At 34.0% G+C, this 22,802-nt stretch carries 20 protein-coding genes; 12 read left to right on the top strand and 8 right to left on the bottom strand.

Annotated elements, in window-relative coordinates; translation table 11 throughout:
* The first annotated feature begins 459 nt into the window (after positions 1–459).
* Both BKP37_RS15730 and BKP37_RS15725 read left to right on the top strand, forming a co-directional pair.
* On the top strand, positions 460–660 hold the full coding sequence (locus tag BKP37_RS15730) for an alpha/beta-type small acid-soluble spore protein (RefSeq protein ID WP_071310581.1): 201 nt from the start codon (positions 460–462) through the stop codon (positions 658–660).
* Between the two features lie 84 nt (positions 661–744).
* The gene (locus BKP37_RS15725; RefSeq protein ID WP_071310580.1) at positions 745–990 is read left to right on the top strand and encodes a hypothetical protein; all 246 of its coding nucleotides are present in this window, start codon (positions 745–747) and stop codon (positions 988–990) included.
* Positions 991–1,178: 188 nt separating this feature from the next.
* Here the strand turns inward: BKP37_RS15725 and BKP37_RS15720 are convergent, their stop codons facing one another.
* The 8 genes from BKP37_RS15720 to BKP37_RS15685 all read right to left on the bottom strand — a co-directional run bounded on the left by BKP37_RS15720 (position 1,179) and on the right by BKP37_RS15685 (position 9,485).
* On the bottom strand, positions 1,179–2,270 hold the full coding sequence (locus BKP37_RS15720) for an ABC transporter ATP-binding protein (protein WP_071310579.1): 1,092 nt from the start codon (positions 2,268–2,270) through the stop codon (positions 1,179–1,181).
* Between the two features lie 143 nt (positions 2,271–2,413).
* A complete protein-coding gene (locus BKP37_RS15715; RefSeq protein ID WP_071310578.1) occupies positions 2,414–3,310 on the bottom strand; it encodes a PucR family transcriptional regulator in 897 nt (298 codons plus the stop codon).
* Between the two features lie 304 nt (positions 3,311–3,614).
* Entirely contained in the window at positions 3,615–3,782 is a 168-nt protein-coding gene (locus BKP37_RS15710; protein ID WP_211271458.1) for a hypothetical protein, read from the bottom strand.
* A gap of 339 nt (positions 3,783–4,121) precedes the next feature.
* A complete protein-coding gene (locus BKP37_RS15705) occupies positions 4,122–5,288 on the bottom strand; it encodes a YheC/YheD family endospore coat-associated protein (RefSeq protein ID WP_071310576.1) in 1,167 nt (388 codons plus the stop codon).
* Entirely contained in the window at positions 5,269–6,666 is a 1,398-nt protein-coding gene (locus BKP37_RS15700; protein WP_071310575.1) for a YheC/YheD family endospore coat-associated protein, read from the bottom strand. Before BKP37_RS15700 ends, BKP37_RS15705 begins: the two co-directional genes overlap by 20 nt.
* A 16-nt stretch (positions 6,667–6,682) precedes the next feature.
* Entirely contained in the window at positions 6,683–6,880 is a 198-nt protein-coding gene (locus BKP37_RS15695) for a hypothetical protein (RefSeq protein ID WP_071310574.1), read from the bottom strand.
* A 132-nt stretch (positions 6,881–7,012) separates the two neighbouring features.
* Entirely contained in the window at positions 7,013–8,089 is a 1,077-nt protein-coding gene (locus tag BKP37_RS15690) for a YheC/YheD family endospore coat-associated protein (RefSeq protein WP_071310573.1), read from the bottom strand.
* A 4-nt stretch (positions 8,090–8,093) separates the two neighbouring features.
* Positions 8,094–9,485, bottom strand: coding sequence for a YheC/YheD family endospore coat-associated protein (locus BKP37_RS15685; protein WP_071310572.1), 1,392 nt, complete (start codon positions 9,483–9,485; stop codon positions 8,094–8,096).
* 183 nt (positions 9,486–9,668) lie between these two features.
* Between BKP37_RS15685 and BKP37_RS15680 the strand changes: the two genes are divergently transcribed.
* The 10 genes from BKP37_RS15680 (at position 9,669) to BKP37_RS15635 (ending at position 22,391) form a co-directional block, all read left to right on the top strand.
* Entirely contained in the window at positions 9,669–10,793 is a 1,125-nt protein-coding gene (locus BKP37_RS15680; RefSeq protein WP_071310571.1) for a DUF445 domain-containing protein, read from the top strand.
* Positions 10,794–10,918: 125 nt separating this feature from the next.
* Positions 10,919–11,266, top strand: a complete 348-nt coding sequence (locus BKP37_RS15675; RefSeq protein WP_071310570.1) for a YlbF/YmcA family competence regulator — start codon at positions 10,919–10,921, stop codon at positions 11,264–11,266.
* 351 nt (positions 11,267–11,617) lie between these two features.
* Positions 11,618–12,460, top strand: a complete 843-nt coding sequence (locus BKP37_RS15670) for a Cof-type HAD-IIB family hydrolase (protein ID WP_071310569.1) — start codon at positions 11,618–11,620, stop codon at positions 12,458–12,460.
* A 308-nt stretch (positions 12,461–12,768) separates the two neighbouring features.
* Positions 12,769–14,007 carry a metallophosphoesterase family protein gene (locus tag BKP37_RS15665; protein WP_071310568.1) on the top strand — a complete coding sequence of 413 codons (1,239 nt, stop codon included), beginning with the start codon at positions 12,769–12,771 and terminating at the stop codon, positions 14,005–14,007.
* Positions 14,004–17,000 carry an ATP-binding protein gene (locus BKP37_RS15660; protein WP_071310567.1) on the top strand — a complete coding sequence of 999 codons (2,997 nt, stop codon included), beginning with the start codon at positions 14,004–14,006 and terminating at the stop codon, positions 16,998–17,000. Before BKP37_RS15665 ends, BKP37_RS15660 begins: the two co-directional genes overlap by 4 nt.
* 722 nt (positions 17,001–17,722) lie before the next feature.
* Positions 17,723–18,292, top strand: a complete 570-nt coding sequence (locus BKP37_RS15655) for a GbsR/MarR family transcriptional regulator (protein WP_071310566.1) — start codon at positions 17,723–17,725, stop codon at positions 18,290–18,292.
* Between the two features lie 539 nt (positions 18,293–18,831).
* Positions 18,832–19,509 carry a response regulator transcription factor gene (locus BKP37_RS15650; RefSeq protein ID WP_245712546.1) on the top strand — a complete coding sequence of 226 codons (678 nt, stop codon included), beginning with the start codon at positions 18,832–18,834 and terminating at the stop codon, positions 19,507–19,509.
* Positions 19,506–20,831: a sensor histidine kinase gene (locus BKP37_RS15645; RefSeq protein ID WP_071310564.1), complete on the top strand. Its 1,326-nt coding sequence runs from the start codon at positions 19,506–19,508 to the stop codon at positions 20,829–20,831. The genes BKP37_RS15650 and BKP37_RS15645 overlap by 4 nt, the downstream gene beginning before the upstream one ends.
* Before the next feature lie 196 nt (positions 20,832–21,027).
* Positions 21,028–21,972: a 3'-5' exoribonuclease YhaM gene (gene yhaM / locus BKP37_RS15640; protein ID WP_071310563.1), complete on the top strand. Its 945-nt coding sequence runs from the start codon at positions 21,028–21,030 to the stop codon at positions 21,970–21,972.
* Between the two features lie 140 nt (positions 21,973–22,112).
* Positions 22,113–22,391, top strand: coding sequence for a sporulation YhaL family protein (locus BKP37_RS15635; protein WP_071310562.1), 279 nt, complete (start codon positions 22,113–22,115; stop codon positions 22,389–22,391).
* Positions 22,392–22,802: the final 411 nt, after the last annotated feature.

The following is a 22,802-nucleotide window of genomic DNA, read 5'->3' as shown; positions in this document are numbered from 1 at the left end:
CGGGACTTTGATAGTAGCTCATTACAAAAAAAGAAGCAGAAAGTAACACGGACTGCTGAAAAAGTCCAAATTTTTTTATCTGAAAAATAATATTCAAAAAACGAGCCTCTAGAATCGCTTCTAAGGCTCGTTTGAGGGTTAGGGCGACATTTTTGCCCCCCTATAATCATTCGTTTTTCAAAAACATTCACTTTTTCAGTGGCCTCAAAGTAACATTCCAATATTTGTATCCTTAGCCTGATGACATTGATCAAGGAACCCCCCCACTGATTGAAGTTCAGCTTTATACGGTTCAGTTTAATAATTACGAAATATACTTAATTTAACCACGAAAATTACCTCTTTATTTTAATGTCCTATCTATTGCAATTGACGCCGATTGTTAAATATTACTAAGTTATTAGGTGCATAGATTAGACGAAATGAAACAAAATAGTAGTACAAGAGGAGGTGATTATCTTGGCAAACAACAATAGTTCAAATCAATTATTAGTGCCTGGCGTACAACAAGCTTTAGATCAAATGAAGTATGAAATTGCTTCTGAATTTGGAGTACAATTAGGTCCAGATGCTACTGCTCGTGCAAATGGTTCTGTTGGTGGAGAAATCACAAAGCGTCTTGTTCAAATGGCTGAGCAACAGCTTGGTGGATCACGTTAACAAAAAGTAAATATCATGGCTTTTAGGGGGTGGAATATTCCATCCCCTCTTGTAATAATTATACCTAAAAGGAAGTAATATTCGATGGCTATGTGTCCTTTATGTAATGGATTAACCTCGGTCGAAATAAAATGTGAACAATGTCATAGTGAGATGAGCGATAAAGGGAGGCTGTTAGATTATTTTGACGATTATAGTGCGTACTTAGATATTGATGGAATGAAGTTATTTGATGGAATTACCGATGATCAAAAAAATAATCAGTGTCCTCATGTTTTTTATTGTTATCAATGTCATATGGAAAATACGGTTTTAATTGATGAAATATAAAGAAGCTGACCAAGGCCAGCTTCTTTTGTCCAAGGTAAGAAAGTATAAAATTTCTAACTTAGAAACTGTCTAGCTCCAGGCGCCACCGGCTCGACCACTTCAGCCCTACTCTTTCGGTCAAAAACCGACCGCTAGAGTAGGCCTTCCAGTGTTTGTCGCCGATAGGCGGGCGTTTTGCGCTTTTCTAATTAACGAATACGTAATTCAGTTTTTGGATCAAAGAAATGAACTTTATTCATATCAAATGCAAGATCAATACTTTGACCATTCTTAATATCAGTACGAGAGTCTACACGAGCGATGAAGTCTTGTTCACTAACTTTTGAATATAAGAAAGTTTCAGCACCCATTAACTCAGCAACTTCAATTTTTGCTGAAATTTTTGTTTCAGGTGAAGATTCAATAAATACTGGCTCATCATGAATATCTTCAGGACGAATTCCTAATAGAATTTCTTGGCCTTTATATGGCTCTAACATTTTCAATTTTCCTTCAGGTACTTTTACTTTTAAGCTACCAATGTGGAAGTACCCATCTTCAAGTTTACCATTTATGAAGTTCATAGCTGGTGATCCGATAAATCCACCTACGAATACGTTTTCTGGTAAGTCATAAACTTCTTTTGGAGCCCCAACTTGTTGAATAACTCCATCCTTCATAATAACAATACGGCTTGCCATTGTCATTGCTTCTGTTTGGTCATGCGTTACATAGATTGTTGTTGATTGTAAGCGTTGGTGAAGTTTTGTAATTTCAGCACGCATTTGTACACGTAATTTTGCATCAAGGTTTGATAATGGTTCATCCATTAAGAACACTTGAGGATCACGAACGATTGCACGTCCTAAAGCAACACGCTGACGCTGACCACCAGACATAGCTTTTGGTTTACGATCTAACATTTCTGTTAAACCAAGGATTTTTGCAGCTTCTTTAACACGACGGTCAATTTCTTCCTTTTTAAATTTACGTAGTTTCAGACCAAACGCCATGTTGTCATATACATTCATGTGTGGGTATAGTGCATAGTTTTGGAATACCATTGCGATATCGCGATCTTTAGGCGCAACATCGTTTACTAGACGATCTCCAATGTAAAGTTCTCCTTTAGAAATATCTTCAAGTCCAGCGATCATACGTAGAGTAGTAGATTTACCACAACCAGATGGACCAACGAATACGATAAACTCTTTATCTTTAATTTCTAAGTTGAAATCAGTAACTGCTGTTACGTCACCTTCATAAATTTTATAAATATGTTTTAACGAAATATCTGCCATTTATAACGCCTCCAATATTGTGATTAACTTATGTCCTAATTGTAGCCTCTGAAAGCGTTTTAGTAAATTGTAAGCGTGCACAAAGATAAATCGTGTCGTTTGTGCACACTGCAAGAAAGCTTGGTCAATTCTTTGCTAAATTACTACTTCCTATTTATTTCTTCTAATGTTAATAGCATATACATTGCTGCAGCTTGTTGAAATTGCCTAATATCTATCCCGGTTTTTTCAATAAATTTATCAATTCTATATTGGAGACTATTTCGATGCATATATAACTTTTTGGCCGCTAAAGTCGTATTTAAATTACATTCAAAAAAAATTTTTATTGTTCTTAGCAACTCTTTATCGCCTTGAAAAGAGTTAATTGTTTGTAACAGCACTTTCTTTGTCATATCACTAATTCCATTTGTTAAAATAAAGGGAATGAGCTGTTCTTTTTGGATAACATTAAGATTCGGTAAAATACGCCTTGCAAGAGAGAACGTGCTTACTTCCCATGTATATATTTCTTTAGCTTCTTCTAACTCACAAAATCTAGTGCCTTGAAATATTGACAGTTTAATATAAAAGTCTGACATGATTGCTTCAGTTATACTACTATCACAATAATCTTCCATTTTTTTGTCTGATATATATTCTACAATAAAACCTTCACTATTGTTATTCCAAACAAATGTAACATTTTCTGGGAAGTAACTTTTAAGAGCATCCTCAAACTCTATTTCATCTTGTAGAGTCCCATTAATGTGAAAATGTATAAAGCGAAACTCATCTGTTTGTACAGGTAGTTCACCAATTACTTGGTTTTCTTCTACTAGAGTCTTCCAAAATCGCTGATCGGTGTTGTTTAAGTGCTTTACAGGTTTCAAGAATACGTTTAGCAATTGAACTTGTTCTTGTGTTAGTAAATTTGCATTAAATGTTAATATTTCTTTGCTTGGGAATTCATATTGTAGGATCTTGAGGTTATTGTTTAGTAGTGCTTCTTTTTCTTCTAGAATCGCGTTCTTTAAAATTAATTTTAAATGTTCTATCATAACTTTATCCCTTCAAATCAAAAGTATTATCCAACTTTTAATGAACTGCTAAATCATGCTTAAAACTATGAAAAAACAAAATATTTAGGAGAAGATGTTGTCCAAAAAGTTCGGATAGCAAAACCTCCAATCAGTGGGAGATGTGCAACATCCCCCAATTAATTGAAAAGTTATGCTTATTGAAAGGGTATCAAACTCGTAATAGTAAGACAATATTTTTGTTGTGGAAATTCAGTTTCTAAAATAACAACTTTTTCCCCGCTCTTAAGGGGAAGTAAGGACGCGTATTGATTGAAGTTTAGCTTTATACTTCCTTTGGTTCTTCTTCTTCTTTGAAGTCTTGAGTTTCCTCAATTTGTGGATGAGCGTATTTGCCTGTTACAGTTCCACCGGCCAAACCTTCATTTGTCATTCTATCGACATCTAAAAATACTTTTTCTCTACCTTCGTAATTTGAATCTTTCTTTTTCATTTTATTTACCTCCATAATACCAAATATACATATTTCTCACCTTTAAGGTACTTAGCAACACCTGTTGAAACTCAAGAAATTCGTTGATCAAACTGATTTGTACTTAAGGGTCATAGCCCCCCACCTCTAAGCGTAGCCTAGGTGGGAACTTCCATTTAGTGGAGTGGAGACTCCATCTCAATTTCCGATGTTCTAGCGAAGCTAGAACGAGTTCTCTGAAAAAAGAGGGGAGCATCCTTTTAAGGTTTGATCAGTTAAGTTTTATTGTGTGTAAAACCTTAATAAATTATGATATGGGCATATGAAAGAAGAACTGTAAATGGTTTTTCGTTTAACCATTCACAGCCCAAATCCAGAGTCATTATAGAAACATTGGATTAACGTATTTAATGCTTTCATTTCAATGTCTGGCTCATCAAATTTCATTGGCTTTGCATTTACCTCAAAAATCCAATGTTGATCATCAGTGTCTATTCCTAAGTCAATGGAAAATTCACATAAGTAGCCGTATGATCGTTCAAGTTGATGTGCAGTTGCAATGGCAATTTTATTAATTAAGTCAGTATTTATTTCTTGATTGACCTCTATTAAAGGAATGATTTTTCCGCCTTGGGGAACATGAGTAGTGACTCCACCCTTTTTCGCGCAACGAACTCCAATACCACTCATAAGCCATGTGTCTTTTACTCTTTGAACGAGAATACGAAAATCGTATGGGTTACCTTCGTATTCTTTCAAATGAACTTTTCTTTGTATGATTGCTTTTCGTTTTCGTAAACTCTCACTTACTTTTGCAAATGCATCATCTAAGTTTTTAAAGGATTTACACCATTTATTTGTTTTTATTACATATTTATCTTCGATTTTAGAAATAACGGAAATTCCATTTCCTTGGTTACTAAGGACGGGTTTTATGAACAAGGATTGATGGTCTTCTAGCCAAGCTTCAAGTTGCTTCTTATCAGTAAAAATGTCTGTTTCAGGTAAATGATATTTAATTACATTATTTTCGATTAGGTGTTTGTATGTTTCCCATTTTTCAAAAAAGTGCGGATTATAAATTGGTATCCTATTTTTGTTAGCGATCTCTTGAACTTTTCGCATCTCACTACTTTTTTCTTCATGATAGGAAGCAATTCGGTTATAGAAAATATCAGGGAGAGGGAAGAGCCCTTTTTGCCACTTCCCTTCATCAACAAAATAACCTTCAACTGATACTTCATCTATTCGCTCAGGTGTCATTACAAAGGAAATACCTCCATGTTTTTGAAGCTGATCTTGAATTTTTATGAAGGTAGAACGATTACCATAGAAATCTTTCCCATTCGCTCTACTCGCTAATATACCGATAAGAGGACCGACCTTGTTGTTAATTTTTTTCACAAGAAAACAACTACCAATAGGTTTATTTTTATAGTTTAATGGAAGAAGATTTTTTCCGAAATTTAAAGGCTTTTTAACTAGACTTTGCCATTCTTGATTTTTATTATCGTAAAAAATGTTCATTGGCATTCACAAGCTCAGGCTGTTTTTCTATCGACTTTTTAAATAAGTAAACAGCATAATGCAAAGGTAGTCTTCTTGAATTTAAATCGTCACTTTTTAATTTAGGGTGGGAAAAAATAGTTCTTCCAGGCTTAGAGTTTGCCTCAAACATCCAAACGTGTTCATTTTGGTCAACACCAATATCAAAACCGATCTCTCCTATAAATCCCGACATTTTTTTATCAATTTTTTCACTGAGTAAAAGGGCTGTCGCATGTAATTTTTTATCAAGAGCAGAGTTAATCCCTATATCATGAAGGATTTCATTTACTGTCTTTATTTCACCGCCACTTTTTACGTGGGTAGTTACACTACCTGATCCGGCAATTTTTGCTGCGACGGCACTAACACACCATTCACCATACTCATTTTTGTTTGTGTGGATACGAAAATCGATCGGATTATTGTTCCATTTTAATAAGTTAATCCCTTGTTGGGCAATCATCTCATTAAGTCCATAAGGAAACTGTTGACGAATTAATCTTTTTAACGAAGAATATCTCCTTAAGCGATTTTCTTCATTACTTCGAAAACGACAATAAACGAGAGGTTCTTCTTTTTTTTGGATTAATTGTTGAATCCCAAGTCCAAGACTTCCATTCGCGGGCTTTATATACACTTGTTTGTACTTTTCTAGCAGCTTTTGGACATCTGAGCTTGTAGGTTGGAAATAGGTCTCTGGTAAATGTTTGCTGGCGGTCTCATCATCAATAAGTAGTTGATGAATATCCCACTTGTTAAAGAAACCAGGGTTAAACCATGGAATGTCATATTCTTTTTGTAATCGATCTTTTACTTGTTTTGATATTTCTAAGCTTTCAACCTTTCGATTAGGAAGTCTATCATAAACTACGCTAGGAAGTGGAACTCTTATTTGCTTCCAACCATCTTTTGTATAGAAATACCCTTTTACTGTTCCACTTTCCCAGTCAATTTGGTGAGCACCGAATACGAAATAAAAGGCTCCTACTTTTTTTTCAGCAGATAGGAGTTTGGCAAAAAATAATGAACGTTCTCCAATTGGACGTAAGTGGAACTGAGTAAAACCAGCAGTAAATATCCCAACAAGAGGACCGATATAAATAGTCTCATCTTTTTGAAATAAATGTATCATGCTTTCTTGTGGAATCATAAGTTCATCCCATAAATCACTTGAAAGTAAATATTCATTTTTCTTATCTGGGTGAGGTGCAACCTCACATCGAACAGTTTTTGTCCCAAAGGAAATAGCTTTAGGAAATTGAACACGTTCTACATAATCTTTAAATAATTCTACTGGTACAAAAAATGTTTTTGAAAGATTTTTAGCTTTCTTTAATGGTAAAGTAATTGGATTCATTATTCCAACTCCCTTTCTATTGCATTATAAATAAATTGAGCCTTTTATTTAAAAGAAGCATTCGTACTGTTACTTTTAACGCGTACCACCAAGGAAAAAAGATATAAAATTCTGAAGGTAGAAATCTGTCTAGCTCCAGTCCTACGAGCTCGGTCACTTCAGTCAAGCAACGGACTTCAATAACTACTTGAAATCCTTCGTTGATTAGCTCCATGCAGCTTTGCTCCTGCGATTACTCGTCGCACAAGACACTACTTCGAGGAGGCTAACTACGAAGCACTACTAGAGGACGCTAAAAGCACGTAGGAAGCCAAAGAGTGGCTTTTAGTCAAAGGCCTTCCAGTGCCTATAGCTCGTGACCAAGGCGCTTGCGCTTTTCTAACAATAAACTATATTTTATCGGAGCTTTTGCTAGAAAGGCTTTCTTATGTGGATATAGACTCATAATCACTTTTCTACCGGGTTTTGAATTTGCTTCTAGGAGCCAAAGTCTTCCATTTTTGTCAATACCAAAATCTAAGCCTAACTCAAATAATTGGTATCCTTTACTTTCGAGTAATCTAGGTATTCGTAGTAATATTTTGTGTAATGAGAATTGGAATGCATCTTGATATTCATTAGTTAAGGAATTGTACCAGGATTCAAACGTAGCTACTTGACCACCGCTTCCTAGATTTGATGTATAATCACCTAATTTTCCTTTACGAATTCCTCTACCAACCTCTATCCATTCTCCATTCTTATCTTTCTGTAAAAAAACACGTAAATCAAATGGGCGTTGTTCTTGATCAGTTAAAGTTAATAATGGTTGTATTAAATATTGATGTGATCTTATTTTATAAACTAAATGTTGAATTTGCTTTTTGGTTAAGGTTTTGTAAAAAGGTTTACTTTCTCTTTTGGCGAGTAAGGTAAAACCATCTTGATTATTTGATAAAATAAAAATGCCTTTTCCTTGAGAGCCACTTGAGGGTTTTAGTAGTATCGAGGTTTGATTAGCTAGTAAAGTTAATATTTGATTTGAACTTTCTAACACCTCAGTTTTAGGTAAATGAGCCTTGATAATTTCATCGTCTAATAGCTCGTTATATATAATCCATTTGTTTGGGAGCCCGTGTCCAAGAAAGTGGATATCGGACTGTGATTTAAGCAAGGAGACATAAGGGAAGCACTTCAGATAAGCGACTTTACTTTCATAAAAACAACGATCATAAATATAAGGTGGGATCGGGAAGGTGTCTTCTACCCAGATGTTCGTTGTATGACAAAATTTTCTTCCTTTAGTTGTTTTAGTTAGCAGGTCGACATCATTCGGTAAAAATAAATAAATAGTTATATTATCTTTTTTTCCTGCGATTGCTATATCAGTAAAATAAGATTGCTCCTGAGTATGTTTCGTTACTAAAATTCCGAGACTGTCCATGAAATTATCGCTCCTTTTTTCCCTTTCTGTTTTTTTGAATGGGAAAACCTGATAAAAAGGCTAGATAATTTATGATTGCTCTAGTTGAAGGTCGTATCCGTTCAGTTCGACTTTCTATTTCTGATTTAGATGGCTTTGAATTCACCTCGATTATCCAAAGTTTTCCTCCGGTATCTATTGCAATGTCAATTCCAAGCTCGCCAAAGAGTCCTTCATAACTTTTACTAATTAAATATGCTACTTCAATAGCAAGTTCGCTCATTAGTTTTACATATTGTTGCGCTAGCTTTTCATCAAATAAATCTGTTAATACATCGAGTGGACGTTTCTGTTCACCGCCTTGTGCAAGGTTTGAAACCATTTTTTCCTTCGGGGAAATCCTTGCAACGGAGGATATGACTTTCCATTCGTTTTCGCCTCCTTTTACACATAAGACGCGAAAATCAAGTGGACGGCCTTGAATATGAATAAGATCTATACCTTGTTGCACGATAAAAGTTTTCTTTTTTAGACGTTCTTTTAATCGTTGATAAAGAATGTAGCTAGATTGAAATTTAGTTGAAATTTCCTGTGTAAACGAAGAGTAATAAACACTATATTCATGATCATGCTTATCAATCTTTAAGATTTGTCTTCCTTGACTACCATTTACAGGTTTAACGAAAATACAATTGTAAATGGTAAGTTTCTCTGCAAATGTATCGTAATCTCCAAATAAAGTTGTATCAGGTAAATGTGGTAGCACCTCAGGGAAACTAGATAAGGCTTGATTTATTTCCCATTTATTTAAAAAACTATGATTGAAATAATTAATTCCATTTTCTCGTAAATGTGCTGAAAATTCTTGATATACTTTAGATGCCTCGAAACCACGTGATCCGATCCGGTTATACACAGCATCGGGATAAGGTAATAAATGTTCTTGCCATTTGTCTTGTTCAAATGTATAACCAAAAAAACTTCCATCCCAATTGATCAAAGGTTTAATATAAAAAAATATATGATGGTCCTTTGCAAAACGAGCCATTTCTTCAAAAAATGTTGTTATAGTGCCAAACTGGGTTTGTTCATGATACATTTGGTTAGTAATACAAGTAAGAATAGGTCCTAATTTAAGTGTATTCTCGTTGGAATTATATAGACAATGTATTGGTAATATTTCAAAGGGTATCGATAATTTTTCCTTTAGGACAAAAGTGATTAATATTGTTGGTGTTTTAAGTGACGGAGTTTCATTTACGTAAACTTTCTCTAGGTGATTTCCAAACTTAATATAGACTAGCTCTCCATCGCGTATTGCCCATTTTTTACACAAAGATTGGGAAATTTTTATTTGATCACTCTTTTGTAGTGAACCATTTTCTGTAGCTTGAACAATTATTTTTCTATTGAACATATTTGACCACTCATTTATAAAAAGTTATATTACGTAGAATGGACGTGTTTATCTGGATATTTTCAAAATTGATTTTCTCATTCTACATAAGAGGAGATAGGCATTTGTTGATACCGTATCCTATGTTAGGCTAGCGGTAAGTGTGAAGAAATTTGATAATTTATTGAGGAGTTGAAGATATAAATGTACGTTTTATTCATCATGGTTGCAGTTGGAGCTTTAATAGGTGGAATAACCAATTCAATAGCAATTAAAATGTTATTTCGACCTTATCGAGCGATATATGTTGGAAGACTTCGATTGCCGTTTACACCTGGATTAATTCCAAAACGGCGAGAGGAGCTAGCAAAGCAGCTTGGGAAACTTGTTGTTAACCATTTACTTACAGTTGAAGGGTTAAAAAAGAAATTAGAAAGTTCTATATTTATTTCTGAAATGACCGATTGGCTCAATAGAGAATTAAAGTCTCTAATAAGAAGTGAAGAAAATATGATCTCATTATTGGAAAAGTGGATAGGGGTTTCTGATGGAAGACAAATCATTGAGCTTCAGTTGGAGAATTGGCTTACTTCAAGGAGCGACGAACTCCTTGAAGAACTTAGACCAAAGTATATAAAAGATCTTATCCCGGTAGCATTTGATGATAGAATTGAGCAGTATATTCCAAAAATAACAAATATCTTTATCGAAAAAGGAGTGGATTATTTTAACAGTGACGAAGGTGTTGAAAGATTAAGTCATATGGTTGATCGATTTTTAATCGGAAAGGGTACGCTTGGGAGCATGTTATCGATGTTTATTAGTCGTGATCAATTAGTATTAAAGCTTCAACCGGAAATGGTGAAAATGTTAACTGATAAAGGGACACATGAAATGATTGAAGATTTTATAAGAAAAGAATGGACAACCCTTAAGGAACTTAAAATAGAAGAAGTAGAAAAACACATTAATTTAACCGAATTAGTAATTTGGGCTAAAGAAAAAATAAAAGAGAACATTCCTACCTATTTTTTAGAAATGCCACTACATAAATGGATGAATAAATATAATGCTGTAATTGTCCGAATTATTCCTTTTTTAGTTCAAAATGGACAAACCGCTATTTCGAGGGAACTTGCTACCTTTTTAACAAAACTAAAATTGGAAGACGTAGTAAAAAATGAGGTTGAGCAATTTCCAGTTATGCGACTTGAAGAAATGATTCTCTCAATATCAAAGAGAGAATTTAAGCTAATTACTTATTTAGGGGCTTTATTAGGTGGCTTTATTGGTTTATTACAAGGGATTTTCCTTGTTTTCTTACAATAAATTTCCTTTAGAGGATGAATTAAATGAAGAAAAATGTTATAGTCGTGGGGGAGCATTAATAAAAAGCGTATTACTCTTCATACATAGAATTAAGTAATAAGCTAAAATTTAGGAGGTTTTATTCAATGTCTAACCCTTATGACAAGGCTCATGAGCTTAGTAGTGTACTAAAAGAGAGTAGTGAGTTTAAAGTATTAGAAGAACTTCACGCGAAGGTAAAGGCAGATTCACAAGCAAAACAAATGCTTGATAATTTTCGCACTATTCAAATCGAGCTTCAACAAAAGCAAATGCAAGGTATGGAACTAACTGAGGAAGAAATTCAAAAAGCACAAAGTGTTTTTGAACTTGTTCAACAGCAAGAGTTAATCTCGCAGCTTATGCAAGCAGAACAACGTATGAGCCAATTAATTGGAGATTTAAACAGAATTATCGCAGAGCCACTAGAAAAGCTATACGGAGAAGGCGAATAATAAAAAAGATGACACTCTATTTATAAAGTAGGGAGTCATCTTTTTTTTACAGTATCAGAATTTATAAATTTATAACTTGGAAACTGTCTAGCGCAAGCAGCCTACGAGCTCGGTCACTTTAGACAAGCTACTAACTTCAATTACTACATGAAATACTCATGAATAACTCCATGCAGTTATAATTCTAAATTGGAAATTTATCTAGTACTGATTTTGCTTAGTGAGTAATGAATTATATAAAGAATTTAAGTTTGCTAATGATAATAGCAACATGGCTTTCAATGTTCTATAATCCCAAAATCTATCATAGGCTTTTACCAAACAGTAAATGTTATGAAAAGGGGGATTAAAGTGGCTTATCGTTTATTAGCATTAGATGTAGATGGTACACTGTTGCGTTCGAATCACAGGCTAGCAAAACAAACAAAAGATGCAATTGAGTTTGTGAAAAAGAAAGGTGTTTATGTAACTTTGGCAACAGGGCGAGCTTTTCCGTCAGCACAAAAAGTGGCAAATGCATTAAAACTTGATACTGACTTAATTACTCATGATGGTGCATTTATTTCTTCATCGTTTGAAACCCCGACATTTGAGAGAAGGTTGAATAATGAAAAAGCCTATCACATAGTCGAATTGTTGGAAAAATATCGCTGTCACATTCGTGTCATGCATGAAAAGTATGCAATTGGTAATAAAGTTCGTCAAAAAAATTATTTAATTGCAAAGATGACGATTGGCATTGGTGATCCTTTATTTTATCCAGTTACTTTTGTTGATTCGGTAAGCAATTATTTATTAAATGAGCCAGTAATGCCACCAAAAATTCATGCGTATTTCTTTAATGAGAAAGACCGAATAAAGGCTAAGGAACAACTAATAAAGGAAATACCAGGTATCCAACTAACGTCATCGTCCGAAGGTGCCTTAGAAATCTTGTCGCAAGGTATTTCTAAAGCTAGGGGATTACAAATATTGGGGCAAAAATTAGGGATTAGTCTAAATGAAATGGTCGCTATTGGTGCTTCGGAAAATGATATTGAGATGATAACTCAAGTCGGTCTAGGTGTCGCGATGGGGAATGCACCAAAGAACATTCGTGATCAGGCTGATTGGGTAACTCGTTCAAACGATCAGCATGGAGTTGCTTACATGGTAAGAGAAGTATTCCGAAAGCAGTTAAATATGCAATTTTAAGCGCAAATAAAAGGGGAGGACTAAATACGTTAGTCTTTTCCTTTCTTTTCTTTTGTTATAAATGATAAAATCTTTAAGTTAGAATCACCCTTCCAAAATGAAAAAAACATAGGTAACCTAGTGCCCACCTTCTGAATATCCTATCTAGGAAGGAGGGGATAGGATGTATCATAAATAACTGCATAATTTATGTAAGAATTATATGGATCGTTAGAAAAGAATCGTATAAAAATAGCTTATAAGAACAAATGTTTTGTCTATAATGTTATAATAGATTAAAGAAAGAATTTTTAAGTAAGGGGAGAAAAATGAAAAACATTCGTTTTATCCATGCAGCAGATTTACATTTGGATAGTCCTTTTCAAGGTTTGAAGGATTTGCCTGAAGTATTAGTAGATCGGGTGAAAGAAAGCACCTTTGAAGCATTACAAAGAATTGTGTTTCATGCAATTGAATATCAAGTAGATTTCGTTATATTTGCCGGGGACCTTTTTGACGGTGAAAATCGTAGTTATAAAGCTCAATCTCGCTTAAAAAAAGCTTTCGAAGAACTAGATTACTATGGGATCGCATGCTATATTATTCACGGTAACCACGATCATTTAAAAGGAAATTGGATATCACTTACATGGCCTAAAAATGTCTTTTTTTTCAAGGATCAAGTAGAGTGTTTTGATTATAAAAAAGAAGAAATTACTGTACATATTTACGGATTTAGTTATCCAGAAAAAAGTGTAACTGAGAATATGACAAGCTATTATCAAAAGGTTGGGAATGCTAACTTTCATATTGGTGTTTTACATGGAACAGCAGAAGGTCAACAGGGACATGATTCATATGCACCTTTCTCTGTAAAACACCTATTAGAAAAGAACTTTGACTACTGGGCATTGGGCCATATTCACAAAAAGCAAATTTTACATCAGAAGCCATATATTGTTTATTCAGGTAACACTCAAGGAAGACATAAAAAAGAGTTAGGTGAAAAAGGGGTGTATTTAGTAGAGTTATCAGATACAAATACAACAGCACTAACTTTTTTACCTACATCACAAATTTATTGGGAAGAGTTCGTTGTATCAATAGACGGAATTGAAGAAGTTGATATACTGAAAAATCGTTGTGAGGCTGTTTTAGAAGAAGCTAAAAAAATTCAAAAGGGTCTATTTGCTATATTACGTTTTACTGGTGTAGGTCAATTACATGATTATTTAATTGAAGAAGTCGATGATTTAATTGAAATCTTAAATATCGGCCAAGAAGAAAAGAGTTCATTTACATATGTTATCGATAAGAAAGTAGAAACAATAGGCCAATGGGATAGAGAGCAATTAAAAAGGGAGCAACATTTAGTAAAAGATATCGTTACTGTTGTCGACCGTTTGTTTGATCGTGAAGAGTCCATGATAGAAATATTAGATGAACTGTACAGTAATCCGAAGGTAAAGCGTTATGTTGAGCCATTAACGGTTGAAGAACAAAAACAATTGCTACAAGAAGCAGAAAATTATCTTTTAGCACTACTATTAAAGGAGAAGGACGAATGAAACTAGTAAAGTTACATATATACGGTTTTGGTCGCTTTCAAGATTGTCAAATTGAGTTTTCAAAAGGGCCTATTCACAGTTTTTTAGGAGATAATGAGGCAGGTAAGTCAACGATTATGGCATTCATTCGCTGTATTTTATTTGGTTTTCCTACTAAGTTGCAAAGTGAAATTCGCTATGAACCACGATTAGGTGGACGTTATGGAGGAAGTATTGAAATCGATACTCAAAGATACGGTAAGGTAACTGTTGAGCGTGTACGTGGAAAAGCAGTTGGGGATGTAAAAGTTTATTTTAGTAATGGAAACATCGGAAGAGAAGAGGCTTTGAAACACGTCTTAGGAGGACTGGATCGAAACCATTTCTTAGGTATATATTCATTTGGACTTACAGACTTACAAAATATTGAGCAACTTGACTCAGAAGAGTTTAATCGTTTTTTGTATGGTGTAGGAATATCAGGTATGCACAGCCTTTTAGAAATTGAGAAAAAAACAGATAAAGCATTACAAGAATTATATAAACCTTCTGGAAGAAAACCTGTGATTAATCAACATCTAAAAAAAGTCTCTAACATAGAAGATAAAGTAAATACATGGAAAAATAAACTTTCTAAGCACGAGATACTAGTAAATGAGAAAGTAAGTTTAACTGAGAATTTACAAACGTTAACCGATAAAAAGATGAATTTAAACAAGAAATTACGTTATTTTGAAAAACTTCAATCAATCACTCCAATCGTTTTAGATATAAAAATGTATGAAAATAGAGTGCAACAATTACCGGTTTCTGAGCCTTTTCCTGAAAATGGAATGCAACGTTTTGAAAAATTAAAAGATCATTGTTTGTTAGTTGAAGCGGAAACCTCAGAGGTAAAGGAAAGGCTTGAACAAATAGACGGAGAATTAGCAAAGCTTCACATACGTGAAGATCTAACAGAAATTGAAGGAGCAATTGCAAATGTAAGGGAAATAGGGAAAATATATGAGAGTAAGCACGAAGAAAAAGGATTACTCATACAACAGCTTCGCTTCGAACAAAAAGAATATGAAGTGATGAAGGAGAAACTAGGTATCGAAAGTGTTGATGTATTTAGTTTTGATACTAGTTTTCTAGCGGAACAGAAATTAGAAAAGTTAATCGATGAAGAAGTAACACTCAAACAACAGGAAAAACTTCTCCAAACTCAACTAAAACAATCTCAGGACATTCTTGAAGAAAAGGAAATACAAGTAGATAAATTAACTGTTCAGTTACTAGATGATGGTGAAAGAAAAGAATTAGAAAAAAAGAGATCGGAACAACGATCAGAGCTTGAACTTCAACAAGAGATACATTATATTGACGATTCAATGCAACAAATTACAAGCCAATTACACTTGTTTTCCCAACCTAAAAATTCATACAAATTATTCTTTATCATTGGTACATGTATAGTTTTTCTAGCTTTAATCTATTTTTTTATTTCACATAATTGGTATGTAAGTATATCTTTAATTAGTTTAGCAATTGGTATCTTAGTTGCTTTTAAACGTAATCCTAACAATATCTATGCAGAAGGCGTAAAGAATATGCATAATCAAAGAGAGCAACTCTCTAAACGTAGACAAAAGCTAGAACTTAAACTTGAAGCGATTAGAAGAGAAGAAAGTCCAGTAAATGATATCCTTAAAAAGGATGATCAAATTCGAGAACAGCTTTTTTTAAAAGAGTTACAATTAAAGGAAGTTAATGAAGGTTATGAAAAAGTGTGTAAAGAATTTGATAAGTGGGAGCAAGCCTATGGAAAGTTTCGAGATGAACTTCAGGGTTGGGTAACTAATTACCATTATCCAAATGGGTTAGCTGCAAGTAATTATTTAAAGTTACTTAAAATGCTCGAACAGATGAAAAAGAAATGTCGAGAAATAACTCAACTAAACGATAAGTTAGTAATCATTAATAAAGATATTGAAGCAATGTTATGTAAAGTGCAAGAACTTTGTCAAAGCTTCAAAATCCCCTATAATAAGGATCAACACCGTCAAATTATTGAAAGGTTATCTATATTGCTTAAACAAGAAAAAGAGAGAGAAAAGCGTTACATTCGCTATAAAGACCAAAAAGATGAATTAACTGAAAAATATAAAACGTTAAACTTAAGAGCTGAACATTATCAACAGGAAATTCAGAAATTGTTTAATGCAGCTATTACTAACACTGAAGAAGAGTTTTTGCGAAAAGGAAATGCTTGGAATGAAAATCGCGAACTATTAGTTCAACTCCGTGTCTTAAAAAGCCAATTAATTCCTATTGTTGATACAGATGAAAAATTAGAACAATTAGAAGGCGATGTCATTCAGTATCGCAATATACTAGAGGAAGAAATTCATATGTTAGAAGGACAAATAAAAACATGTTGGGAAAAAGAAAAAAATCTTCATGAACGTAGTGCTCAAATTGATATAGAACTAAAGGAATTGGAAGATGGGAGTAGCTATTCAAATAGTTTACATAATTTTGAAAACGAAAAGGGTATTCTAAAAGAAGAAACTAAAAAGTGGGCTTTTCATCGTACAGTCCAATTAGTAATTGGCGAAGCAAAAGCCATTTATGAGAAGGAAAGACAGCCACTTGTCTTAAAGGAAGCAAATAAATTCTTTTCATTTATGACTAATGGCGAATATAAGAAACTTTATGCTCCCATTGGAGAACAAAAATTTATTGTTGAACGGTTAGATGGACTGAGATTTGAACCAAATGAATTAAGTCAAGGTACGAAAGAACAGCTCTATTTATCAGTAAGGTTGGCACTGGCTACTGTTCATTCTAAGGAAGATTCTTACCCTATTTTTATTGATGATATATTTGTTAACTTTGATTCCAAAAGACGGTTACAATCCATTTCATTAATAAAAGAAATGTCAAAAAAACATCAAATTATATTCTTTACTTGTCATCCATTTATGACATCTGAATTATCAACCAATTATTATTCTTTGTCTAATTCCTAAATGGGAGCGCCTCACTTCAAAGTACTGCAATGCTTTGGAAATCTAATAGAGAAGAGTGACTCTAAAGCTTCAATTAAATTTCTATTATATGCAAAGTTATCTTTTCTTCGTGGGTGATATTTACTAAATACATTAACTGATTAAAATATAAATGGTACGTATTCATGAATTTCATCATTCATTATTTCAAGGTAAGAAAGCATAAAATTTCTAACTTAGAAACTGTCTAGCTCCAGGCGCCATCGGTTCGAACACTTCAGTTCGTCAATTGCGGTCAAAGAGCAGACCGCTGCTTGTCGACCTTCCAGTGTTTGTCGCCGATAGGCGGGCGCCTTGCGCTTTTCTTATTGCCATTAAGATATTTTATCTAGTTACCCTAAACAGTAGGTAACTAAGTATAGATTTATCACACTCTTAAGGAGCAGTAAGACCCCACCTCAAAACTTAAGAAAATCGAGAAGTTTAGGTGGGGGATTAACTGCCCCTAAAGGTTCGATAAGTTGAACTAACAATCAGTGGGGGATGAAGGAACCCCCCACTGATTGTTAGTTCAGCTTTATGTGGCTCGTTTTTGGAATTATGAAATTCGCTCTATTAGATAAAAAAGAAAAAATCATTTAGTAAAGTATCTTTTCGACAGACGTATAAACTGATAAAATCAGTTTATACAGTATTTATTGAATACTTCAAACAACAATGTGTTACTACTGGAGGTTATTTTCTTGGTAAATAATGATCATGAAATCTCAAGACGTGATGATAAAGACTGGACAAGATATGAAGAAACAAAAGAGCAGTTTATACAAAGCATTGCCAATAATATGAATTTGTATGGTATTACTCCATCAATTGGCCGTCTATATGGAGCGCTTTATTTCTCGGATGAACCTATGACGCTTGATGATATGAGGGAAGCTCTTGGGATGAGTAAGACAAGCATGAGTACAGGTGTTAGAACTCTGCAAGATATGAAAATGGTTGAACCTGTTTTCAAGCGTGGTGTACGAAAGGATTTATATCGAACGGAAGCGGATTGGTATAAATCATTCGCTGCACTATTTTCTAGAACTTGGAAAAAAGCTACTGAAACTAATATAGAAGAAATGATTGAGGCTAAGGAAGAGCTATTAAAATTACATGAGCAGACCGAGGATGAGGAATTAAAGGTAAGTATTACTGAAGATCTTCTTCGCCTTGAATATGCGCGAGGATACTATGAATGGCTTTTACGTTTTGTCCAAGTTGTTGAAAATGGAAAAATATTTGAACTTGTTCCAAAAACGAAATCATAAATCCTACTATCATATATGGTAGGATTTTTTCTTTTACTTTAAATAAGGTTAAATTTATTATAGGATTAAAGGGTCAGAAACATGGTGGCATTTAAATACTACGCAGAAACCAAATTACAAAAAACTTAGACGCGTGTTTTATTTTATAATCAGAATTTATAAGTTTCTAACTTGGAAACTGTCTAGCTTCAGCGCCTACGAGCTCGGTCACTTCAGTCAAGTTACTGACTTCAATGTCTTCTTGGATTACTTCTTGAATATGCTCCATGCTACTTTGCCTCGAGGAAGCCTACTTCGAAGCAAAGCTGTCAGACGCAGAAGCACGTAGGAAGCCAAAGAGCGGCTTCTGTCAAAGGCCGCCCCAGTGAAGCTACTACTTGGATTACTTCGAAGCTGCTTTGCTCTTGAGCAAACGGAGTGGCACAGGAGCAGCTGCTCGTGACCAAGGCGCTTGCGCTTTTCTTATTTCTATCGTTAAATCTTTCTGATTTGTTAATAATTGAGATATGCAAGGATATTAATTAAAGGGTGAGATGAAAGTGGATAATAAATATATTGTTTATTTAGTAGAAGATGAAAAAAATTTAGCTGAAATTTTGAAGGCATATTTGACTCGTGAAGGTTGGGAAGTTCATCATTTTGCAGATGGACAAGATGCATATGAAGCCATTAACCATGCAACACCTCATATATGGATTTTGGATATTATGTTACCTAATATGGATGGTTATCAATTATTAAAAGCAATCAAAACAAAACATGATACTCCAGTTATTTTCATTTCTGCAAGGGATAAAGATCTCGATAGGGTTTTAGGTCTTGAATTAGGAAGTGATGATTATTTAGCAAAGCCATTTTTACCAGAGGAATTAATTATCCGGGTGAAAAGAATTCTATCAAGAACGTACACTGCTCAAAAGACAGAACAAAAACGGATTGAAGTTAATGGTTATTTTATCGACCCAACTACTAGAAACATTTATGATGGCAATAACTTAGTAGAAATGACAACCAAAGAATTAGATTTGATTATCCTTCTAACTTCAAAGGTTGGTAAAGCATTTTCTCGCGAAGAAATTATCGATTACGTATGGGGTTCCGACTATTACGGTTCTGAACGCGCAGTTGATGATGTTGTTCGAAGGCTTCGTAAAAAATTACCTCGTCTACATGTAGAAACACTTTATGGGTTTGGATATCGGGTTTTATCTTCATGAAAAAAGTGAATTTAACACAAAGAATTTGGCTATCGTTTATTTCATTAATACTCTTAGTTGGATTATTGTTAGTTGTTGTTTATCCAATTTCAGTAAAAAGTACTTTGACAGCAGAAATGTACCGTATTATTGAAAAGGAACAGGAACGATATACAGTTCCTTCTGAATATCAACCAGAGGCTGATTTTAATGAAAGGCGAGATGCTGAACGTTTAGTTATGCATTTGTTTCTCGCAAAGGAGTATGGGCGACTTCAAGGGGAACCTGTTCCGTTTGAAGTGTTTATCGAAATGAAAGACCGCGCTTATAAACAAATGACAGACTATGGTAGTTACGAGTTAACTTACGATAATTCAACATTATTTTTTGTTGTGAAAAAAATAGATACGTATATGGGTGAAGTTTATCATATTTCTTATATGTGGGATTCATATCGTGATCAAATGGTTAATCAATTATGGGAGAGACTTCTTTATATATTAATTCTTGCGAGTTTACTAAGTTTAATACCTGCATTTTGGTTGAAAAATTATTTGCGTCAACCACTCACTATATTAGGAAATCACTTTGAGCAAATTGCTAATCGTAATTGGCAAGAACCTTTTGAATGGAGAGGAGATCAAGATTTTCAGAAACTCTCTTTTCAATTTGAGCAAATGCGGCAAAATTTGATAAATTATGATAAGGCTCAAAAAACGTTTATTCAACATGCCTCACATGAACTTAAAACGCCGATAATGGTTGTGAAAAGCTATGCTAAATCGGTTAAGGATGGCATTTTTCCACAAGATAACATTGAACAAGCTATGGATGTAATTATTGAAGAAACAAACCGAATGGAAAAAAGAGTAAAGGATATGTTGTACTATACAAAACTTGATTCTATTAAGGAAGAAATCATTCATAGAGAAGAAATTATCTTTGGATCAATTGGCTATCAATTACAAGAACGTTACCGAGTGCAGAGAAATGATTTATCTTTTATTATTGAAGGAGCCGAAGTAACTTTCTATGGGGATAAAGAGCAAGTTCAGATCTTATTAGAAAACCTAGTAGAAAATGCCTTACGTTATGCTCAGACGACGATTACTATGAAAGCATTAATCGTTAATGATACGGTTGAAATTACCGTTTCTAATGATGGAGAACATATTCCTAGCAAAGAGCTCAGGCATATTTTTACACCATTTAGAAAAGGAAATAAAGGACAGTTTGGATTAGGTTTAGCTATTGTAAAAAGAATTGCTGAATTACACGGTGGCTATCCAACGGTCATAAATGAGGAAGATGGAGTTAGCTTTAAAATATATTTGCCATTGTAAAGTTTTTTTTATCAGTGTTTTTTCTAATCCCATTGATTGAAATGTGTGAGAAAAAGAAAATAACAGCTAGATAAAAGTTGTTTTATAACGGACATTAAGGAGTATTTGTTCTCTATGGAGCTTCTCGGCCTTTAGGTAGAGTGTAGATAGCCCTTAACAGTAGATAAATATAAATAAAGAATTGGTGGTGTGTAGATTGCATAAAGGGATAGCCCATTTTCAAGTGGGAGAGAAAATTGAAGGATATTTATTAATAAAAACTGTTGCAAAGGGTGTAGCTAGTAATGGAAAAACTTTTTTAACCCTACAATTAGGTGATCATACAGGAGAAATGGAAGCAAAATTATGGGATTGTAATTCAGATGATGAAACGACGTTTGTTAGCAGTACGATCATTCATGTAACAGGGGACATCCAAGAATACCGCGGCAAGCTACAACTTAAAATCAAAGGTATTCGGCCAACAACTGCAATGGATCACGTAAAATTGGCTGATTTCTTACAATGTGCTCCAATTGACCCAGAAGAAATGTTTTCAAAAATTACTCAATATATTTTTGAAATGAAAAATGCAAATCTTCAACGTATCACTCGTCATCTACTAAAAAAACATCGAGAGGCTTTTCTTGAAATTCCAGCAGCAACGAAAAATCATCATGAATTTGTTTCTGGTCTAGCTTATCATGTTGTTTCTATGTTAGATTTAGCAAAAGCACTAGCAAATCTTTATCCTTCTCTTGATACTGATTTACTTTATTCAGGGGTAATTTTACATGATTTAGGAAAAGTTATCGAGTTATCAGGACCTGTTGGTACTACTTATACAGTGGAAGGGAAGCTTCTTGGTCATATTTCAATTATGGTAAACGAAATTGGGCAAGTTGCAAAGGAGTTAGCTATTGAGGGAGAAGAAGTCATGGTTTTACAACATTTAGTGTTGAGCCATCATTCAAAGGGGGAATGGGGAAGTCCAAAAGCTCCATTGATCCGAGAGGCTGAAATTTTGCATATGATCGATAATATAGACGCAAAAATGAATATGTTAGATCGCACGATGGAAAGAGTAAAGCCTGGAGAATTTAGCGAAAAATTATATGCTATGGATAACAGAAGCTTCTATAAACCTACCTTTTCAAATTGAATGATATTGCTTTGAGACTACAGAGTAGGGGTTAGTTTAGAATTCAAATGGCTATCATAGTATTCTCTAATAAATGGTATATCTATTAATAGACTAGAATAGACTATTACTATTACAAAACTATTAATAGAGGTGAAGATATGACCCCGGTAAAATTTATTCGAGCTATTATAGGTGTATTGATACTTGTATTTTTAGGAAAAACTTTATTATTAGTAACTCCTATAGCAGTCTTAGTCGAAACGAGTCCGTGGTGGGTTTATCTATTGTTGGCTGGCATTATCGTAAGTGGTTATTTATCGTATAAATACTCCAAGGAAGATAAAGAAATGGAGCAGCGCTGGATTGAACAAGAAGGTGAAATCTTTATGGAACCTATTCGTGAAAGGCGAAAAAACAAACAAGTTATTAACGAATAACGAAAAAAAGAGTTGACATTATCGGAGACCACTGAAAAACTTACGTTTTTAAAAAGTCTTAGAAATTAACAGAGTAAAAAAGACAGCCCAAATTCATTATTTTGAATTTCGGAGCTGTCTTTTTGTGTTATTCGATAATTTGTATCCCTATTTTTTGTTCATTAGGTAAGCCCTACTTCAAACAACGCATATAAAGACGTAGCGCCTCCTGGTACGATACAAGTATCAAATAAAGGAGGTGCTTTTCTTATGCCACAAAAAAAATTAACAATTGTCCCCGTTACACTTCACTCAGAAAGTAAAAATCTCGATACACCGATGCCGCCGGCAACACTTTCAAACAGCATTTGCATGATCAAAAAGGCAGACGCTGAAATCTCCTTCTTCCACGGCGTAGATGAGCGCACGATC

Origin of the sequence: Anaerobacillus alkalilacustris, assembly GCF_001866005.1 — a bacterium.
Lineage (GTDB): Bacteria > Bacillota > Bacilli > Bacillales > Anaerobacillaceae > Anaerobacillus > Anaerobacillus alkalilacustris.
Note: the sequence above shows the minus strand (reverse complement) of the source record. Positions and strands in the feature narration are given on the sequence as shown.

What these genes read in the sequence shown, in the direction of transcription:
- BKP37_RS15700 (WP_071310575.1), bottom strand. Translation starts at nt 6,666, where the DNA reads ATGAATCCAATTACTTTACCATTAAAGAAAGCTAAAAATCTTTCAAAA.
- BKP37_RS15645 (WP_071310564.1), top strand. Translation starts at nt 19,506, where the DNA reads ATGAAAAAAGTGAATTTAACACAAAGAATTTGGCTATCGTTTATTTCA.
- BKP37_RS15635 (WP_071310562.1), top strand. Translation starts at nt 22,113, where the DNA reads ATGACCCCGGTAAAATTTATTCGAGCTATTATAGGTGTATTGATACTT.
- BKP37_RS15675 (WP_071310570.1), top strand. Translation starts at nt 10,919, where the DNA reads ATGTCTAACCCTTATGACAAGGCTCATGAGCTTAGTAGTGTACTAAAA.
- BKP37_RS15690 (WP_071310573.1), bottom strand. Translation starts at nt 8,089, where the DNA reads ATGGACAGTCTCGGAATTTTAGTAACGAAACATACTCAGGAGCAATCT.
- BKP37_RS15680 (WP_071310571.1), top strand. Translation starts at nt 9,669, where the DNA reads ATGTACGTTTTATTCATCATGGTTGCAGTTGGAGCTTTAATAGGTGGA.
- BKP37_RS15665 (WP_071310568.1), top strand. Translation starts at nt 12,769, where the DNA reads ATGAAAAACATTCGTTTTATCCATGCAGCAGATTTACATTTGGATAGT.
- BKP37_RS15715 (WP_071310578.1), bottom strand. Translation starts at nt 3,310, where the DNA reads ATGATAGAACATTTAAAATTAATTTTAAAGAACGCGATTCTAGAAGAA.
- BKP37_RS15705 (WP_071310576.1), bottom strand. Translation starts at nt 5,288, where the DNA reads ATGAACATTTTTTACGATAATAAAAATCAAGAATGGCAAAGTCTAGTT.
- BKP37_RS15660 (WP_071310567.1), top strand. Translation starts at nt 14,004, where the DNA reads ATGAAACTAGTAAAGTTACATATATACGGTTTTGGTCGCTTTCAAGAT.
- BKP37_RS15710 (WP_211271458.1), bottom strand. Translation starts at nt 3,782, where the DNA reads ATGAAAAAGAAAGATTCAAATTACGAAGGTAGAGAAAAAGTATTTTTA.
- BKP37_RS15695 (WP_071310574.1), bottom strand. Translation starts at nt 6,880, where the DNA reads ATGGAGCTAATCAACGAAGGATTTCAAGTAGTTATTGAAGTCCGTTGC.
- BKP37_RS15725 (WP_071310580.1), top strand. Translation starts at nt 745, where the DNA reads ATGGCTATGTGTCCTTTATGTAATGGATTAACCTCGGTCGAAATAAAA.
- BKP37_RS15720 (WP_071310579.1), bottom strand. Translation starts at nt 2,270, where the DNA reads ATGGCAGATATTTCGTTAAAACATATTTATAAAATTTATGAAGGTGAC.
- BKP37_RS15685 (WP_071310572.1), bottom strand. Translation starts at nt 9,485, where the DNA reads ATGTTCAATAGAAAAATAATTGTTCAAGCTACAGAAAATGGTTCACTA.